Below are 18,435 nucleotides of genomic sequence, written 5' to 3'. Positions count from 1 at the left end.
TTCTGCAGATATCAGGTGTTGGAATTCATGATTTTACGATGACGGCACGGATTTCTAAACTGCTCCGGATACAAGAGAACAAGCACGGAGACTGAGAATCGTGAATGCCCCGCTGAACCCCGCCTTGCTCGAAGCCCTGGCCAGCGCCAGCCTGGACGACAAGTACACCCTGGAGCAGGGCCGCGTCTACATGAGCGGCGTGCAGGCCCTGGTCCGCCTGCCCATGCTGCAGAAGGCGCGCGACCGCGCCGCCGGCCTCAACACCGCCGGGTTTATCTCGGGCTATCGCGGCTCGCCGCTGGGCGGCGTGGACCAGGCGCTGTGGAAGGCCAAGCAGCACCTGGCGGCCAGCGACGTGGTGTTCCAGCCCGGCGTCAACGAAGACCTTGCCGCGACCGCCGTCTGGGGCAGCCAGCAGGTCAACCTGTTCCCCGGCGCCACGCGCGACGGCGTGTTCTCGATGTGGTATGGCAAGGGGCCGGGCGTGGACCGGTCCATCGACGTGCTCAAGCACGCCAATTCGGCCGGCTCGTCGCGCCATGGCGGCGTGCTGCTGCTGGCCGGCGACGACCATGCCGCCAAGTCCTCCACCGTGGCGCACCAGTCGGAACACGTGCTGCAGGCTGCCGGCATCCCGGTGCTGTACCCCGCCAATGTGCAGGAGTACCTCGACTACGGCCTGCATGGCTGGGCCATGAGCCGCTATTCCGGCCTGTGGGTGGCAATGAAGTGCGTCACCGACGTGGTGGAGTCGACCGCCTCGGTCGAGATCGATCCCGAGCGCGTGCAGATCGCGTTGCCGGAGGACTTTGTCGTGCCGCAGGGCGGCCTCAATATCCGCTGGCCCGATTCCCCGCTGGAGCAGGAAGCGCGGCTGCTTGACCACAAGTGGTATGCGGCGCTGGCCTATGTGCGGGCCAACCGGCTCAATCGCGTCGTGCTCGATTCGCCGAACGCGCGCTTCGGCATCATGACCGCCGGCAAGGCATATCTTGACGTGCGCCAGGCGCTCGCAGACCTGGGCCTGGACGACGACACCTGCGCCCGCATCGGCATCCGCGTCTACAAGGTGGGTTGCGTGTGGCCGCTGGAGGCGCACGGCGCCCGTGAGTTCGCCACCGGCCTGGAAGAGATCCTGGTGGTGGAAGAAAAGCGCCAGATCCTCGAATACGCGCTCAAGGAAGAGCTGTACAACTGGCGCGAGGATGTGCGGCCCAAGGTCTTTGGCAAGTTCGACCAGCGTGGCAACGATGGCGGCGAGTGGTCGGTGCCGCGTGGCAACTGGCTGCTGCCGGCGCACTATGAATTGTCGCCGGCGCTGATCGCCAAGGCCATCGCCCGCCGGCTGGAACGCCTTGACCTGCCGGAAGCGGTGCGCGCACGCATTGCAGCGCGCGTGGCGCTGATCGAGGCCAAGGAGCGCGAGGCCGCGCAGCCGCGCATCGCGCTGGAGCGCAAGCCCTGGTTCTGCTCAGGGTGCCCGCACAATACGTCCACGCGCGTGCCGGAAGGCTCGCGTGCGCTGGCCGGCATCGGGTGCCACTACATGACCCTGTGGATGGACCGCAATACCGACACCTTCAGCCAGATGGGCGGCGAGGGCGTGGCCTGGACCGGCCAGATGCATTTCACCGGTGACAAGCACGTGTTTGCCAACCTGGGCGACGGCACGTATTTCCACTCGGGGCTGCTGGCCATCCGCGCATCGATCGCGGCAAAGGCCAATATCACCTACAAGATCCTGTTCAATGACGCCGTGGCAATGACCGGCGGGCAGCCCATCGACGGCGTGCTGACGGTGCCGCAGATTGCGCACCAGGTGCTGGCCGAGGGCGCGAAGAAGCTGGTCGTCGTCACCGACGAGCCGCAGAAGTATGGCGACGGTAACATGCTGCCGTCCGGCGTGACCGTGTTCCACCGCGACCAGCTCGACGCCGTCCAGGTTGAGCTGCGCGATACCGCGGGCGTCACCATCCTGATCTACGACCAGACCTGCGCGACCGAGAAGCGCCGCCGCCGCAAGCGCGGCACCTATCCTGACCCGGCCAAGCGCGCCTTTATCAACGATGCGGTCTGCGAGGGCTGCGGCGATTGCTCGGCCAAGTCCAACTGCCTGTCTGTGGAGCCACTGGAGACCGAACTCGGGACCAAGCGCAAGATCAACCAGTCGTCGTGCAACAAGGATTTCTCCTGCGTCAACGGCTTCTGCCCTAGCTTTGTCACCGCCGAGGGGGCGCAGGTGCGCAAGCCGGCGGCAGCGGGTGGCAAGGGCACCGGCGCCGACTTCGAAGCGCTGCCGCTGCCGCGGCTGCCAGCCCTGGAGCGGCCGTACGGCGTGCTGGTCACCGGCGTGGGCGGCACCGGCGTGGTCACTATCGGCGGCCTGCTGGGCATGGCATCGCACCTTGAACGCAAGGGCGTGACCGTGCTGGACATGGCTGGCCTGGCACAGAAGGGCGGGGCGGTGATCAGCCACGTGCAGATCGCACCGGGCCCGGACGACCTGCATGCGACGCGTATCGCGACGGGCGAGGCGCGCCTGGTGATCGGGGGCGACGCCATTGTCTCGGCCTCGGCCGAGGTGCTGTCGAAGATCCGGCACGGATTGACCGCCGCCGTGGTCAACAGCGCCAACACGCCCACCGCGGAATTCATCAAGAACCCGAAGTGGAAGTTCCCCGGCGCCAGCGCCGAGCAGGACCTGCGCGCCAGCGTGGGCGATGCCTGCGCGTTCTTCGACGCCAGCGCATGGGCGGTGACCCTGCTGGCCGACGCCATCTACTCCAACCCGCTGCTGCTCGGCTTTGCCTGGCAGAAGGGCTGGATCCCGCTGCAGCGTGAAAGCCTGCTGCGCGCGATCGAACTCAATGGGGTGTCGATCGACAAGAACCGGCTGGCATTCGAATGGGGACGGTATCTCGCGCACCATGGCGAGGCGGCGGTAAAGGCGCTCTTGCCGGGTGCTCCGGCGGCCCCGGCCGCACAGGTCGTGGCAATCCCGCAGACGCTCGACACCCTGATCCGCAAGCGCGAGACGATGCTGGCCGATTACCAGAACACCGCATACGCTGCCCGCTACCGCGAGGCCGTCGAGCGCATCCGCGCAGCGGAGCAGCAACTGGGCATCGAGCGCAAGCTGCCGCTGACCGAGGCCGTGGCGCGCAACCTGGCCAAGCTGATGGCCTACAAGGACGAGTACGAGGTGGCGCGCCTCTACGCCGATCCCGCCTTCCTGGACAAGCTGCGCGCCCAGTTCGAAGGGGAGCCCGGCCGCGACTACCAGCTCAACTTCTGGCTAGCGCCCCCGTTGCTGGCCAAGAGCGACAAGGGTGACGGCAAGGGCCGCCCGGTCAAGCGCCGCTTCGGTCCGCGCACGATGACGGCATTCCGCTTGCTGGCGCGCCTGAAGGTTTTGCGTGGCACGGCGTTCGATGTGTTTGGCAAGACTGCCGAGCGCCGCGCCGAGCGGGCGCTGGTCAACGACTATCTGGCCATGGTCGACGAGTTCGCAGCGTCCCTGAGCGCGGACAACGTCGACGCCGCGCTGGCGCTTGCCGCGTTGCCTGAGGATATCCGCGGCTACGGCCACGTGAAGGAGGCCAGCATGGATGCGGCGGCAGTACGGCGGGAGGCGTTGCTGGCGCAGTATCGCAGCGCGGCCCGGCGGGCTGCGGCTTGAGAGGCGGGCGGTTCGAGCCCTGCGCCGAACCGCCCCCTGTCTAGGCCTCGCGCCGGGCCAGCGCAAGGAAGGCGCCCAGGCCCAGCATCGTGACACCCGACATCCGGGTCATCAAGCGGGCGCGAGCTTCGCGGGCGGCGCCAGACTTGAGCAGACGATGCGCGGCAAACACGACGACAACGTCGACCAGCGTATTGAGCGCGACGCAAATGCAGCCCAGCAGCACCAACTGCGGCACCAGAGGTTCGCTTGCCGAGACAAACTGCGGCAGGAACGCCAGAAAGAACAGCGCCGTCTTGACATTCAAGACCTCGACCATGATGCCCTCGACCAGAGCGCGGCGCGCACCTTTGGATGACATGGTTTCGAGCGTGACCGGCGCTTGCTTGCGCATCAACATGCGAATCCCCAGGTACACCAGATAAGCCGCACCCAGATACTTGAGCAGGTTGAACGCCACGGCTGACTGGGCAATGACCAGCGACAGGCCCAAGGCCGCCGCGAGCACATGGAGCAAGCCACCAAGGGCGGTGCCGAAGCATGAAGCCAGGCCCTCGGACCGGCCGCCAGCCACCGTTCGTGCAACGACATAGGCGATGCCCGGGCCGGGGGTGATGGCGAGAACGATGGCAGCGATCCGGAAGGGGATGAGTGACATGATGTGGTGTTCGTCAATGGTGAGGCAAAGCTGAGCGCGGGTCCGGGGGCAATTCAACCAGCCTTGCGCATGCACTGTGCAAGTTCGCCATACCCCCGCGCCTCTAGGGTGTCGGCGGCACCGAGGCGATCCCGCAACTCCCTGTTCTGGCTGAGCTTGACCTTGCCCACCAGCGAAGTGACGGCGATCTCGATGCCCACGATGTTGCGCAGCATGCTGTCGATGTACTCCGGCGCGGAGTCCCCCATCTTCCAGGGCCTGGCTTCGGCTGTCTCGTGCCGCCGGGTCAGGCGCGCAACCAGGCGGCGAACGAAACGCTCGTCATCATGCACGGTGATCGTGCCGTGCGCGTGTACCACCTCGTAGTTCCAGGTCGGCACCTGGCGGTGCGCCTCATGCTTGCTCGGGTACCAGTTGGGCGAGATATAGGCCTCGGCGCCGCGGAAGACGACCATGACCGGCGAGCCCGTGGGGCAACGCTGCCAGAGTGGATTCGCGCGGGCCACGTGGGCTGTGAGCACGCCGTGGGTTCCCTCGCCGGGATCGAACTCGAACGGGATGTGGTCGGCATCCAGTCCGGCGCTGCCTTGCGTAACCAGCATCCCCAGCGGGTGCTCGCGGATGATGCGGCTCAGTTCCTCTGGCCGGTTTTCAGCAAAGTGAGCAGGAATGTACATGGTGGGGAATCGGAAGGGATGGAATGCTCGATACTCTCGCCGACAACTGGCACAATCAGAAGGTCCAGTTTTCATGATTCTTTATGGGCCAGTCACGCCAGCCAGCCGGTAACCGTGCCGGAGCCACGGGCGCGGGACGCCGCATCTACGATCTTCTGCGCGCCCAGATCGCGGACGGCTCACTGCCGCCGGGTGCCCGGGCGCCGTCCACGCGAGCGCTGGCGTCCGAGTTGGGTGTATCGCGTACCACCGTCACCGCCGCCTACGAACAACTTGTGGCCGAGGGCTTCCTCGTCACCGCGGTGGGGCGGGTGGCCCGAATCGCCAGCCCGTTGGCGGCACCGGCACCAGCCGGGCTGACCGCAGGCCGGCACTCCAGGTCGGCCCCAACCCTGTCCGAATTCGGGCGTCGCGTGGCGGGACTCGGCATGCCGGCACCGCTGCAAGCTGAACCGGTTCGCTTCGACTTCCTGTATGGGGCGGTGGCTTCCCGGGACTTTCCAACCCTGGCCTGGCGGCGTGCCTACCAGGCCGAACTGCTGCGTCAGCAAAACAGCCTGTCATACGCCCCGCCCGAAGGTGAGGCATCGCTGCGACGCGCCCTCCAGGGCTATTTGCGGCGTGCCCGGGGACTGGCCTGCGAGGCCGAGCAGGTTCTGGTGGTACATGGCTCGCAGCAGGCCATCGATCTGTGCGCACGGTTGCTGCTGGATGCCGGCGATGCCTTCGCCTTCGAAGACCCTGGCTACCTGATGGCAAGGCGCTGCTTCGAAGCCACCGGCGCCAGGTGCCAGGCCACGCCAGTGGACGGGCATGGCCTGGATACCGCCAGCCTTCCCCAGGACGATCGTGTCCGCCTGGTGTACGTGACACCGTCGCACCAGTTCCCACTAGGGGGTGTGCTGCCGATCGGCCGGCGCCTGGAGCTGCTGCAATGGGCGCAGCGCCACGACGCCTGGATCATCGAGGACGACTACGACGGGGAGTTCCGCTACGGCCAGCGCCCGATCGACACCCTGCGCTCGATCGACACCGACGGCCGCGTGATCTACGTCGGCACTTTCTCCAAGGCGCTGTCGCCGCACCTGCGGCTCGGCTACCTGGTGCTGCCGCCTGAACTGGTGCCGGTGTTCCGGCAGGCCAAGCGGCTGGCCGACCGCCATGCGCCCGTGCTGGAGCAGCGCGTGCTGGCAGCGCTGATCGAAAGCGGTGCCTACGAACGCCATGTGCGGCGCATGCGCCGGGAAAACGAGCGCCGGCGAGCAGCCTTGCTGGATGGCGTCACACGCTACCTGCCAGCGGACGCGGACGTCTGCGGTACGGCGGCGGGGTTGCATGTGGTGCTGTGGTTGCCGTCGCTGCGGCCCCGGGACGAGACAGCGCTGGTGGCCGCTGCGCGCAGCAAGGATGTGGGGGTCTACCCGGTATCTCCGTTGTTTGCAGGGGCTCGGCCGCATGGACAGCGTCGAGCGGCTGGATTGGTGCTGGGTTATGCGAGTTTGACGGTGGAGCAGATTCAGCGGGGGATGCAGATTTTAGGGTCGATGATTGCGGTGATGGGGCGGGGTGTTTCCCGCCTGGGTTCTCAGGGCCAGGCTGACAACGGATTTCAGGTAGGCTGACGACTCGATGCTATGGCCGCCGATACGCGATGGGTTCGATTCGAACCACAGCAGCCTGGTGGCCGCCTCATTACTGGTCTGGAGGTTCCAGGTGGGGGCCGCATCAATAGGTCATCGTCACGTTGAGCATGGCCACCCGCGGATTGCCCACTGGTAGCACGTTGTTGTTCAGGCCGCCCGCGTAGTACATCTTGTCGAACACGTTCTTGACGTTGAACGCCGCGCGCCAGTGCGATGCTACGTAGCCGACGGCAAGATCGGCCACCGTGTAGCCCGGCACGGTGTAGTTAAAGCTGTAGCCGCGCTTGGCGCTCTCGCCGCGCAGGCCGGCACCGACGTACCAGCCGGCGAGCGCGCCGCGGAAGCGGTACTGGCTCCAGACCGAGAAGCTGTGCCGGGGCACGCTGTTGAGCGGCTTGCCGACGTTCGCAGCCGTGGTGTCCCCGGTGACTTCGCCTGCGATGTAGGCATAGGCCCCCGAAACGCTGAAGCCATTGCCGAGATCCTGCGTCAGTTCCATTTCTAGCCCGCGCGACCGCTGTTCGCCGACGGCCACGCTGAAGCCAGTGTTAACCGGATCGGTACTGAGCACATTGGTGCGTGTCAGGTCGAACGCGGCCAGTGTCAGCAGGCCGGTCTTGTCCGGCATGTCGAACTTGATGCCCACTTCGTACTGGCGGCCCTTCTCGGGCTTGAACGTGGCGCCGTTGACGTCGGTGCCGGCGTTCGGCAGGAACGAAGTGGCGAAGCTCACGTACGGACGCGCCCAGTGCGTCAGGTCGTACATCACGCCCGCGCTGCCGGTGACGGCGTTGTTGTCGTTGCCGGCACGTGACCGCGCCAGCCGGTCCGTTGTGCTCGTTTGCGCGGATTCGTAGCGCACGCCGCCGGTCACAGTCCAGCGCTCGGCGATACGGATTTGATCGCGCAGATAGAGGCCAACCGCGTTTAGCGTATCGGTCGCGTCCAGGCTATAGGCGGACGGGCAGTTGATGCTGGCGCCATAGACCGGGTTGTAGACGTTCAGCGCTGCCACGCGGCACGTTTTCTGCAAGCGGTCTTCCTTCGTATGGCGGTAGTCGATGCCGAAGGTCACGCTGTGGGCATGCCCCGTGAACGCGAAAGTCCGCTGCACGTTAGTGTCGACACCGAACGAGTCCCCCGAGAAGCTCTGCTGCGTGCCACTGCGGTTCATCGCCTGGCTGTTGACGGCCATCGTGCCGGCCGACACTAGCGTGCCGGTCAGCGACGACGTCTGGTAGCGCAGGTTCTGGTTCAACGTCCAGCCGGAGTCGAAGCGGTGCGTCAGCGCGTAGCCGATGCGGTTCTGCTCGCCGTCATAAGACGGCGCATTCGGCTCGCCGATGAAGCGGTTGCTCGGCACCACGCCATTGCGGTTCGGCACCAGGGTGCCATTCACGGGCAGGCCCTGCTGGCGCACGTAATTGCGTTGGTTGTGGCTGGTCAGGATCGTGAAGTCTGTGTGCGCGCCAAGGTCGAGCGTCAGCGACGGCGCGATCCAGCGGTTGCGATACCAGACGTAGTCGGTCGGATCGTCGCTGTTCATCATCAGCGCGTTCAGGCGGAACGCGGCCTTGCTGTCCTTGGCCAGCGGCGTGCCTACGTCGACCGTCACCTGCCGGAAGCCGTAGTTACCGACGGTCAGGCCCAGTTCACCGAACAGTTCGGCACGCGGGCGCTTGCTGACCATGTTGACCAGGCCGCCCGGCTGTACCGCGCCGAACAGGATCGAGGCCGGTCCCTTGAGCACTTCCACGCGTTCCACGCCGAACAGCTCCTGCGCCACGCGGTTGTTGCTGTCGACGAGCAATCCGTCGGCAAAGATCGATTCCGATGCACGCTGGCCGCGGATGATGAAGTCGTCCCAGCCGCGCCTGCCATAGACGTTGGTGACCACGCCGGCTGAGTTCTGCAGCGCGTCGCTGAGATTCTGCGCCTGCTGGCTGTCGAGCAGGTCGCGCGTGATGACAGTGATCGACTGCGCGGCGTCGGCCGCTGATTGATCCGACTTGGTCACTCCGGCCGCCCGCCGCGTGGTGAAGCCGACGTCAGTTCGCCCATCGGCAGCGGCGCTGACCGTCACGGATGGCAGCGTGGTGAGATCTTCGGTGGCGTGGGAAACAACGGGAGGCAGGAACAGGCAACTGACGGCGGCGGGTATGGCAAGACGGCGGACAAACATGACGGCCCAAGGCGAAAGCAACGTAAGTGGCGCATCATAAATGAGAATGGTTTGTATTTACAAGAATTTCGTCCGACGCTTACAAATTGCGCCTGGCCCGTAAGACCGCCTTGGCGCGAATGTCCTAATGTGACGACGCACAGGTTCTATCTCCCAACCTGCATGATCTGATGTACTAGTGACACGCCCCAGGGCGGACGGCGCTCCCTTCGGAGCGATCGGAACTGGTACTGCAGGGATGGGTCGAGGGCAGTATGTCCGTCAGCACATTTGATATCTTCAAAGTTGGAATCAGGCCCTCTGGTTCGCATACCGTGGGCCCCATGATCGCGGCTTGCCACTTAAATGTGCAGACGGTCGACGAGCACCCGATTCCTTACCCCTTTCGGAGCGGCGAGGAGCTATTGCAGATGTGCAAGGAGTCAGGTCGCACCATTGCCGACCTGGTGCTCGAGAATGAGAAATGCAGGCGAAGCACCTATGACGTTCGCGCCGGGCTACTGGCAATTGCCGATGCCATGGGCGCTTCCATTGCGCGAGGCCGTGCAATCGGAGGCGAATTGCCCGATCCGATTCGGGGGCGGCGCCGTGCTGCCGAGCGGTATCAGCAGCTATCCAGGCGCGGTGAGGAGTCTCTATCTGACCCGCCGTTGATGCCCGACTGGGTCAACCTATACCCGATCGCGGTCAACGAGGAAAATGCCGCGGCCGGCCGAATCGTGACCGCTCCGACAAATGGTGCTGAGGGCGTAATTCCCGCTGTGCTGCGGTACTACCGTGATTTCGTACCCGGAGCTAATGAGGATGGTGTGGTGGATTTCCTGTTAACCGCCACGGCCATAGGCATTATTTATAGGGAAAACGCCTCGCTATCTGGGGCCGAAGTCGGTTGCCGGGATGAAGTCGGGGTGGCGTGCTCGATGGCTGCTGCGGGTCTGGCCGCGGTGCTTGGCGGTAGCAACGAACAGATCGAGAACGCAGTGGAGATCACATTTTCGCACAACCTTGACATAACCTGCGACCCGGTGGAGGGGTTTGCACTGCATCCCTGTATCGAACGCAATTCCCTGAGGGCCATCAAGGCAATTAACGCTGCACGAATGGCTTTACGTGGATCCGCAACCAGTAAAATTCGGCATCGAAATTGGATATCGTGCGGTGTCGGCACGGATTAAGGCCGGCGAATCTTGCGCTGTCGGGCCTCAGTGCACCCTAAAAGGAAACGTTATGAAACAGATCGATGGCCTGGCTCTGCGCAAGGCGTTGGGTGCTTTCCCCACAGGGGTGACTGTGATGACCACATTGGACGCCACCGGAAGGGCGTTTGGAATGACCGTCAATTCGTTCAGTTCTGTCTCACTGAATCCACCCTTGATTCTGTGGAGCCAATCTCTTTCATCAAGGAGCTACACCGTGTTTCGGGATGCCGAGCGGTTCGTGGTAAATATCCTCTCAGAGCATCAAATTCAGATATCCAGGCAGTTTTCGACCGCTAGCGATGACAAATTTCGCAATATCATCTTTCGATCCGGTTTAGGAGGCGTTCCCATCATTAGTTCATGCGCTGCAAACTTGGAATGCGTGAAGGTTTCCGCCCATCCTGAAGGCGATCATGTCGTTTATATCGGACGAGTTATCCGCCTGGAGCGGTCCGAGCACAGGCCGCTCGTCTTCGGGGATGGACGCTACCTGGTAGCACGAGCCCATGAGCACGATGAACTGAGTGCAGTTCTCCCTTTGGAAAGCTAGGAATGGTGTTCTACAGCGTGTCAATTCTGCTTCAATCGCCTCCGCATCCACGAAAAGACAGAGCGGCATTGGATTTGAAAATCGGTCACGCCCCCAAACGCGAGCTATCCCGCGGGCGATGGGCTCACTGTTCCCCGAGTTTGACGAGCAACGCGCGGGCCTCCCGCAAGTCCACCGTATCGAACCCTTCGCTGAACCAGCCGTAGGTTTCGTGCAGCAAGGAGCGGGCCTCGGCATGGCGGCCGTGCTGCTGCCACAGGCGGCTCAGCGCTACTACCGCGCGGAGCTCCGGCGACCGGGCATCCTGCCTGCTAGCGATCTCGATCGCCCGCTGGAAGCAGGCTTCGGCTTCGCGGGCGCCTTCGTTCGCTTCGCCCACTCGGCCCGCTTCCAGCAGCGTCAGTTCTCCCTTGAGCCGATGCAATTCTGCTTCGTGCACCCGCTCTTCGGTTCGTTCCACTGTAGCCAGCGCCTCGGCCACTGCCGCAAGCCCTGCCTCAACTTGCCCCGCTCTGGCGCAGGCTTCGGCCAGCAGCGCCAGGAAATGGGTTCGCAGAAGTTCGGCCCCGGTTGCGCGATATGCGCTCAGGCCTTTTTGAATGAGATCTATCCCTTCCTCCACGTGTCCATTTGCAGCCAGTGCACTGCCCGACAGGATGGTTCCGCAAGCCAACCCGTACGGAAGGCCGTAATCGGTTGCGAGAGCGATGAGTGCCTGTGCGAGATCCTGTGCCGGCTGCACTTCGCCGCGCAGCAGCCGGACCTCGGCGGCGGCCAACAGGGCATCGGCCGAGTCCGAAGGATGGGCAGGGGTTTGGGTCAAGGCGAGCGCTTCCTGGCTACGCGCCCAGGCTTGATCCGGATAGCCGAGCAACCACAGGTCCATGGCAATCAGCGCCAGCCCCTGTACGCCGGGTTCCAATCCATAAATGAAGCCATGCGACCGGTGCTGCGTTGGATCATAGAGAGCCATGGCCTGCTCCAGCTGTGCACGGGCGGGAGCCAGTTCGCCGAGATAGGACAAATTGGCGCCTAACGCCCGATGCGCCTGGACCAGCAACGCAGGGTCCTGCGCCTCTTTGGCCAGCGCAAGCAGTTGCCCCGCCAGCTCGCGCGCGGCCCGGAGTTCGGCATGGACCGTGTAATAGGTGCGCAGTCCGAGCAGGGCAGGGAACAGCTGGACCGTCTCCCCGAGCTGCCGACACAGCGCGAGCGCCCGCGAGTAGGTTGCCTCCACTTCCGGGGCAGCGAAGCCCTTGTTGGCCATCCAGGCCGGGCCGAGGGTGAGCTGGACTGCGAGTTCTTCCCGCGCGCGCTCGGGCGCATCAGGCAGCGTGGCGAGCAAGGTCAGTGCCATGGTGAGGTGGGTGACCGCCTCGGCGTCAGCCGAGCGCTGCACGGCCTGGCGCCCGGCGCGGTGCAGGTGCTCCACCGCCTTTAGCGTGTTGCCGCTGCGGCTGAAATGATAGGCCAGCTCGCTGCAGTGCTCCTCGAGCTGAGCACTGAACAGGGTCTCGATTGCCTGGGCGGTGCGCTCATGCAACGCACTACGCCGCTCGCTCAGCAGGGAGCCGTAGGCCACCTCCTGGGTCAGCGCATGCTTGAAGCTGTACTCCACCTCCGGGAACGCCGGCTGCTCGTAGATGAACTCCCCTGCCTGCAGCCGGGCCAGCAGGCCTTTCGTCTTGTCCTCGGGCTGCTCGACGACGCGTGCAAGCAGGCTCCAGGGGAATATCTTGCCGATCACGGCCAGGGTCTGCAGCAGTGCTTTCTCGGCTGGCTGCAGGCGGTCGATGCGGGCGGCGAGCACCCCCTGCACGGTGGCAGGGATGTGCAGCTTGCCCGGGACTTGATCGAGACGATAATGCCCGCGCTCGCCGCGCAGGACCTGCCCCTCGACCAGGTCCTGCACCACTTCTTCGATAAAGAAGGGGTTGCCTTCGGTCTGCTCCAGGATCAACTGCTCGAGCTGGGCAAGTCCGGTGGCATCGCCCAGCAGCGCGCGCAGCAGGTCCCGAGCTTCGGCTTCGCCAAGGGGATCCAGGCGTAGCTGGGTGTAATAGCTCTTGCGACCCCAGTCGTGCCGGTACTCGGGCCGGTAATTGACCAGCAGCAGGATGCGGGCGCTGGCCACGCTCTCGCCGAGGAAACCAAGGAAGGCCTCGGTCTCACTGTCGAGCCACTGCAGATCTTCGACGATCAGCTCCAGCGGCCGTGCCAGACTCTCGCGCACCAGCAGCCGCTTGATCGCCTCGAAGGTGCGCTGCTGGCGGATCTGGGTGTCCATCTGCACTAGCGCCGAGTTCGGCTCGGCGGCCCCAAGCAGGTGGAACAGATAGGGCAGGGTGTCTTCCAGCGCGCGATCCAGGGTCAGGATCTTGCCGGTCAGCTTCTCGCGCCGCCGGCGCTCATCGTCCTGCGCCGTGATCTCGCAGTAGTTCCGCAGCAGCTCGATCAGCGGCAGATACGGATAGGCCTTGCCGTGTGAAACCGAGAAGGTTTCCAGCACCAGGCAATGACGCGGGGCGAACTGCTTGAACTCTAGACATAGCCGCGACTTGCCGACCCCCGGCTCGCCGACCACGCCGACGATCTGACCGTGTCCGGCTTGCGCCCGCGCCCGCGCTTCGCGCAACTGATCGAGCTCGCGAGCGCGGCCGACAAAGCGCGCCAGCCCGCGGCTGGCCGACACCTGCAGCCGGGTGCGCAGCGGGCCGAGGCCGATGACTTCGAAGACCTCGAGCGGCTCGGGCAGCCCCCTGATTGGCGTCGCGCCGAGGGCCTTGAACGCGAAATAGCCTTCGGTCAGGTTGCGGGTGTGTTCGCTTGCGACAATCGAGCCGGGCACCGCGATGCTCTCCATGCGCGAAGCAATATGGATCGAATTGCCCACCGGGTCGTAGTCGGTGTGCAAATCCTTGATGCGGATCGTCCGCACCACCACTTCGCCGGAGTTGATGCCGACACGGATCTGCAGCGCGATGCCCTGGGTGAGGCGTACGCCGTCGGCGTAATGGCGCATGGCTTCCTGCATGCGCAGCGCCGCCAGCAAGGCCCGCTGCGGATGGTCTTCGTTCGCGATTGGCGCGCCGAACAGCGCCAGGATGCCATCGCCCATCGACTTGGCCACATAGCCCTCATAGTGATGCACGGCCTCCATCATCAGCGCCAGCACCGGGTCGATCAGGTGGCGGGCGTCTTCGGGATCGAGGTCGTGGATCAGCGCGGTCGAGCCGGCCATGTCCGCGAACAGCGCGGTGACCAGCTTGCGCTCGCCGTCTGCCGGGCCGCGGGCTTCCATTTCTGCCTGCGCCGCCAGGATGCGCTCGGCCAGATAGGGAGGGGTGTAGTCGATGGGGGTGCCGGACGCAGTTGCCGTGGCACGGGGGGCCGCGCTTGAAGCAGCGGGAGCGCCCAGCGGCGCGCCGCATTCGCTGCAAAACTTGGCGCTGGCAGCCGCCTCTTGCCCGCAGGCCGGGCAAACGCGCACCTGCTTGGCGCCACATTCCTCACAGAATTTGGCGCCTGCCGGATTCTCGAACCCGCACCTTGCGCAGCGCATGGGGCTTGTCCCCCTGATGGGGCCAGCGACGGTCAACGATTAGATCTTATCAAGGCGGGCAGGGCCCGTCGAACGAGATGCGGTGCGCTTGCGCGTGGCGCTCGCTCCTGGTCGGAGCGTGCTCAGTTCTTCAGGCCGCCCGGGCGTTGCGGAACCCCCACCCGGCGCTTGCCAGGCCAAACGGCGGACTGAAGTGATGTCCTGTGTTCTCCGACCTGGCTCGTGTCGAGGTCAGTGCTTAGTTCACCACGTGGGTCAGGACCGGCAAAGCATCAGGCCGTGCTCGGCGGCCTCAGTACAGCACCACGGAGCGGATCGACTCGCCGCGCTTCATCAGGTCGAAGCCCTCGTTGATGCGCTCCAGCGGCAAGGTGTGCGTGATCAGGTCGTCGATATTGAGCTTGCCTTCCATGTACCAGTCGACGATCTTCGGCACGTCAGTGCGCCCGCGCGCGCCGCCAAAGGCCGAACCCTTCCATTCGCGCCCCGTCACCAGTTGGAACGGGCGCGTCGAGATCTCCGCGCCGGCCTCGGCCACGCCGATGATGATCGACTTGCCCCAGCCCTTGTGGCAGCACTCCAGCGCCTGGCGCATGACCTGCGTGTTGCCGATGCATTCGAACGAATAGTCGGCACCGCCGTCGGTCAGCTGGATGATGTGGTCGACCACGTTCTCCACGTCCTTCGGGTTGATGAAGTGGGTCATGCCGAACTTGCGTGCCATGGCTTCGCGGCCAGGGTTCAGGTCCACGCCGATGATCTTGTCGGCGCCCACCATCTTCGCCGCCTGGATCACGTTCAGGCCGATGCCGCCCAGGCCGAACACGACCACATTGGCGCCGGCTTCCACCTTGGCGGTGAACAGCACCGCGCCCACGCCGGTAGTGACGCCGCAGCCGATGTAGCAGACCTTGTCGAAGGGCGCATCCGGGCGGATCCTGGCCAGCGCGATCTCCGGCACCACGATGTGGTTGGCGAAGGTCGAGGTGCCCATGTAGTGGAAGATCGGCCTGCCGTCGATCGAGAAGCGCGAGGTGCCGTCCGGCATTAGGCCCTTGCCTTGGGTGGCGCGGATCGCCTGGCACAGGTTGGTCTTGCGCGACAGGCAGAACTTGCACTGGCGGCATTCCGGCGTGTAGAGCGGGATCACGTGGTCGCCCGGCTTGAGCGAGGTCACGCCCGGGCCGACGTCGGTGACGATGCCTGCGCCCTCGTGGCCCAGGATCGCCGGGAAGATGCCTTCCGGGTCGGCGCCGGACAGGGTGTAGTAGTCGGTATGGCAGATGCCGGTGGCCTTGATTTCCACCAGCACTTCACCGGCACGGGGGCCCTCCAGGTCAACGTCTTCGATCGTTAGCGGTTTTCCCGCACCCCAGGCAACTGCTGCGTGTGTTTTCATTGGTCTCTTCTATCGAAATAAGTACTTTCATCATCATGATGACTACATCATGCGCAAGTTCAACTCGCTTTCGCTTTCGCTTTCGTTTTCAGTAGGCGCCGAAATTTCGCAGGCATCGCCATCGGGCAGCGTAGACTCTGCCGGATGCATACCCTTGTCGCGGTAGGCTGCAGGCGGCACGCCGAACTGTTTGCGAAACTCACGACCGAGGTGTGATGCGTCAGCAAAACCGCAGCTCAACGCGATGTCGACGACTGTGCGGTCCGAGCTGGTCAACAACCACGCAGCGGTCCGTAGCCGCACATGCTTGGCGAATGCCTGCGGGCTCTTGCCGGTCTCCGCCTTGAACAGGCGCTCGAGCTGGCGTGGCGACATATCGAGCTTGCAGGCGAGCGCCTCAAGCGGGAGCGCCCGGCCGACGTGCTGCTCCATCAGCAGAATCGCGCGCTTGACCTTTGGGTGCGTCGCGGGCTCGAGGCCGGGGGGATGCGGCTGCGGCGCATTGCCCTTTTGCATCTCGCCGACGAGCAGGATCCGCAGCGCCTTCTGCACGGTGGCGTGGTCGAAGTGGCGCAGCAGGATGGCGGCGGCGACGTCGATCGACGCGCGCCCGCCCGAGCAGGTGATGCGCCGGCGATCGATCACGAACAGCCGGTCGGCAATCAGCAGGTCCGCATCCACCGACGGGAAGCGCTCTATAAAATCCCAGTAGTGGAACCAGCTGACGCAGGCGCGGTGCCCCTCGAGCACGCCCGCGCGCATCAGCGCAAATACGCCGGTGCAGATGCCGACGATCGTCGCGCCGCCGCCCGCCGCACGACGGATGAAGTCAAGCGTCTCAGGTCCGGCCTGTGGTCCCGAGTGCAGTAGCCCGCCGACCACGACCACGTAGTCGAATGGCTCCGCGTCGTCGAAGGTCTCCCACGGCGCGACCTGGATCCCGCAGCTCGCGCGTACCGGCGCGAGTGTGTTTCCGATCACGCTCCAGACGCAGCGCACCGGCTTGCTGTAGTCGCCATCGTCCGCCGACAGCCGCAGCATGTCGACGAAACCCGAAAACGCCGTCAGCGTGAAGTTCGGCAGCAGCACGATGCCGAAGCGGACGCGCCGTGGCGCCGGCTCGGCGACAGGGGAAATGGGAACCTCGGTTGTCATGGCTGCATCCATCTTGACAGGCTCGCGCAAGCGGGCGGATCTGGGTTGCGGGGCGGCGGCGTATCGGTAGCGAACGCCGGTGATGCGTACGGCATCCCTGCAGCCCTCGCCGCCTGCCTGCACGACGCGGCTCCATAACAGCCAGCGTCGCCGATCCGCATGCCGCGGACTTGCCTTTTTCCGACGCGAATCATCGCCAAAGCGAACTTCCGGCCTGTCTGGACCCGCGCCTGGCGGCGGCGTCCCACGTTGATGCCGCTTTTGTTCTATCGGCAAATTCCGCGCTTTGATCTACTGACATCCAACGACACCTACCAGGCAATAGCAAAGAGGCAGCCAGATGAATGTCAGCGTTTTCGACCTGTTCAAAATCGGCATCGGTCCATCGAGTTCGCACACGGTCGGCCCGATGATCGCCGCATGCCGCTTCGCATCGCACCTTGAGGATGCGAACCTGCTCGGTTTCGTGCGCCGCGTGCGGGCGGAACTGTACGGTTCGCTCGGCGCAACCGGCAAGGGCCACGGCACCGACAAGGCGGTGCTCCTTGGGCTTGAGGGGCGCTTGCCAGACCGGATCGACCCGGACGTTATTGAACCGCGCCTCGCGCAGATCCGCAAGGACAAGCGCTTGTTGCTGCTTGGCAAGCATGAGATCGGCTTCGATGAGAAGGAGCACATCGGCTTCTTTCGCCGTCTGATGAGCAGTACAGGCAGCGTCGTGCATTCGAACGGCATGCGCTTCCAGGCGTTCGACGAGCAGGGGCAGTTGCTCGTGGAGAAGGAGTATTACTCGATCGGCGGTGGGTTCGTGGTCAATCGCGATGGCGATCGCGTGAATGGTGCGCGAGCGGCGGCCGACGTGCCGTATCCGTTCCGCACCGGCGCCGACCTGATCCAGGCGTGCCGCGACAGCGGGCTGTCGATCGCCGAACTGATCTTTCGCAATGAATGTGCGCTGCGCCCGGCCGATTCAGTGCGCGCCGGGCTGCTGGCGATCTGGCAGACGATGGCTGCCTGCGTCGAGCGTGGCTGCAAGGTCGAGGGGGTGCTGCCCGGCCCGATGCGCGTGAAGCGCCGCGCGGCCGAGCTCTACAACCGGTTGCGCGCGCGTTCCGAGGAATCGCTGCGCGATCCGCTGTCGATGCTTGACTGGGTCAACCTGTACGCGATGGCCGTCAACGAAGAGAACGCGGCGGGCGGCCGCGTCGTTACGGCGCCGACCAACGGTGCGGCCGGCGTGATCCCTGCGGTGCTCCATTACTACGTGAAGTTCGTGCCCGGCTCGAATGACGACGGTATTGTCGAGTTCCTGCTGACAGCGGCCGCAATCGGGTTGATCTACAAGGAGACGGCGTCAATCTCGGGCGCAGAGGTCGGTTGCCAGGGCGAGGTCGGCGTTGCGTGCTCGATGGCCGCGGCCGCGCTCGCTGCGGTGATGGGCGGCACGCCAGACCAGGTCGAGAATGCCGCCGAAATCGGCATGGAGCACAACCTCGGGATGACCTGCGATCCGGTAGGTGGGCTGGTGCAGATCCCATGTATCGAGCGCAACGCGATGGGAGCGATCAAGGCGCTCAACGCATCGCGCATGGCGCTGAAGGGCGACGGCCAGCACTATGTGTCGCTCGATTCGGTGATCAAGACGATGCGGGAGACCGGCGCCGACATGAAGACGAAGTACAAGGAGACGTCGCGCGGTGGTCTGGCCGTGAACGTCATTGAATGCTAAGG

Annotated in this window: 10 protein-coding genes and 1 pseudogene; 5 read left to right on the top strand and 6 right to left on the bottom strand. The window is 64.8% G+C overall.

Annotated features, from left to right (window positions below):
- Positions 1 to 100: 100 nt before the first annotated feature.
- Positions 101 to 3,679, top strand: coding sequence for an indolepyruvate ferredoxin oxidoreductase family protein (locus KB879_RS15140; protein ID WP_211981984.1), 3,579 nt, complete (start codon positions 101 to 103; stop codon positions 3,677 to 3,679).
- A 40-nt stretch (positions 3,680 to 3,719) separates the two neighbouring features.
- Here the strand turns inward: KB879_RS15140 and KB879_RS15135 are convergent, their stop codons facing one another.
- Positions 3,720 to 4,337, bottom strand: coding sequence for a LysE family translocator (locus tag KB879_RS15135; RefSeq protein WP_211981982.1), 618 nt, complete (start codon positions 4,335 to 4,337; stop codon positions 3,720 to 3,722).
- Positions 4,338 to 4,390: 53 nt separating this feature from the next.
- Positions 4,391 to 5,014, bottom strand: coding sequence for an FMN-binding negative transcriptional regulator (locus KB879_RS15130; protein WP_013953582.1), 624 nt, complete (start codon positions 5,012 to 5,014; stop codon positions 4,391 to 4,393).
- Between the two features lie 83 nt (positions 5,015 to 5,097).
- On the opposite strand from KB879_RS15130, the gene KB879_RS15125 reads away from it, so the two are divergent.
- Complete coding sequence (locus tag KB879_RS15125; protein WP_211981980.1) at positions 5,098 to 6,636, top strand: PLP-dependent aminotransferase family protein; 1,539 nt, start codon at positions 5,098 to 5,100, stop codon at positions 6,634 to 6,636.
- A 103-nt stretch (positions 6,637 to 6,739) separates the two neighbouring features.
- Here the strand turns inward: KB879_RS15125 and KB879_RS15120 are convergent, their stop codons facing one another.
- Positions 6,740 to 8,839 (bottom strand): TonB-dependent siderophore receptor, encoded by a 2,100-nt coding sequence (locus tag KB879_RS15120; RefSeq protein WP_211981977.1) that lies wholly within the window; start codon positions 8,837 to 8,839, stop codon positions 6,740 to 6,742.
- Positions 8,840 to 9,093: 254 nt separating this feature from the next.
- Between KB879_RS15120 and KB879_RS15115 the strand changes: the two are divergent.
- Positions 9,094 to 9,963, top strand: a pseudogene (locus KB879_RS15115) (L-serine ammonia-lyase, iron-sulfur-dependent, subunit alpha); the annotation flags it as partial.
- Positions 9,964 to 10,066: 103 nt separating this feature from the next.
- Positions 10,067 to 10,588, top strand: coding sequence for a flavin reductase family protein (locus KB879_RS15110; protein WP_211981973.1), 522 nt, complete (start codon positions 10,067 to 10,069; stop codon positions 10,586 to 10,588).
- A 124-nt stretch (positions 10,589 to 10,712) separates the two neighbouring features.
- Here the strand turns inward: KB879_RS15110 and KB879_RS15105 are convergent, their stop codons facing one another.
- From KB879_RS15105 to KB879_RS15095, 3 genes are all read right to left on the bottom strand, one after another.
- Positions 10,713 to 14,150, bottom strand: a complete 3,438-nt coding sequence (locus tag KB879_RS15105) for an adenylate/guanylate cyclase domain-containing protein (RefSeq protein ID WP_211981971.1) — start codon at positions 14,148 to 14,150, stop codon at positions 10,713 to 10,715.
- Positions 14,151 to 14,442: 292 nt separating this feature from the next.
- Entirely contained in the window at positions 14,443 to 15,549 is a 1,107-nt protein-coding gene (locus KB879_RS15100; RefSeq protein WP_211981969.1) for an S-(hydroxymethyl)glutathione dehydrogenase/class III alcohol dehydrogenase, read from the bottom strand.
- A 42-nt stretch (positions 15,550 to 15,591) separates the two neighbouring features.
- Positions 15,592 to 16,704 carry a GlxA family transcriptional regulator gene (locus KB879_RS15095; protein ID WP_211981967.1) on the bottom strand — a complete coding sequence of 371 codons (1,113 nt, stop codon included), beginning with the start codon at positions 16,702 to 16,704 and terminating at the stop codon, positions 15,592 to 15,594.
- 340 nt (positions 16,705 to 17,044) lie between these two features.
- Here KB879_RS15095 and KB879_RS15090 point away from each other — a divergent pair, with 340 nt between their 5' ends.
- Positions 17,045 to 18,433 carry an L-serine ammonia-lyase gene (locus KB879_RS15090; RefSeq protein WP_211981965.1) on the top strand — a complete coding sequence of 463 codons (1,389 nt, stop codon included), beginning with the start codon at positions 17,045 to 17,047 and terminating at the stop codon, positions 18,431 to 18,433.
- Positions 18,434 to 18,435: the final 2 nt, after the last annotated feature.

It is taken from the genome of Cupriavidus sp. KK10, from assembly GCF_018223725.1.
GTDB classification, from domain to species: domain Bacteria; phylum Pseudomonadota; class Gammaproteobacteria; order Burkholderiales; family Burkholderiaceae; genus Cupriavidus; species Cupriavidus necator.
The sequence above is the reverse complement of the archived record's forward strand: the minus strand, read 5'-3'. Positions and strand labels throughout refer to the sequence as shown.

Coding starts and splice junctions, on each gene's coding strand:
- KB879_RS15135 (WP_211981982.1), bottom strand. CDS start 4,337: ATGTCACTCATCCCCTTCCGGATCGCTGCCATCGTTCTCGCCATCACC.
- KB879_RS15130 (WP_013953582.1), bottom strand. CDS start 5,014: ATGTACATTCCTGCTCACTTTGCTGAAAACCGGCCAGAGGAACTGAGC.
- KB879_RS15125 (WP_211981980.1), top strand. CDS start 5,098: ATGGGCCAGTCACGCCAGCCAGCCGGTAACCGTGCCGGAGCCACGGGC.
- KB879_RS15120 (WP_211981977.1), bottom strand. CDS start 8,839: ATGTTTGTCCGCCGTCTTGCCATACCCGCCGCCGTCAGTTGCCTGTTC.
- KB879_RS15110 (WP_211981973.1), top strand. CDS start 10,067: ATGAAACAGATCGATGGCCTGGCTCTGCGCAAGGCGTTGGGTGCTTTC.
- KB879_RS15105 (WP_211981971.1), bottom strand. CDS start 14,150: ATGCGCTGCGCAAGGTGCGGGTTCGAGAATCCGGCAGGCGCCAAATTC.
- KB879_RS15100 (WP_211981969.1), bottom strand. CDS start 15,549: ATGAAAACACACGCAGCAGTTGCCTGGGGTGCGGGAAAACCGCTAACG.
- KB879_RS15095 (WP_211981967.1), bottom strand. CDS start 16,704: ATGACAACCGAGGTTCCCATTTCCCCTGTCGCCGAGCCGGCGCCACGG.
- KB879_RS15090 (WP_211981965.1), top strand. CDS start 17,045: ATGAATGTCAGCGTTTTCGACCTGTTCAAAATCGGCATCGGTCCATCG.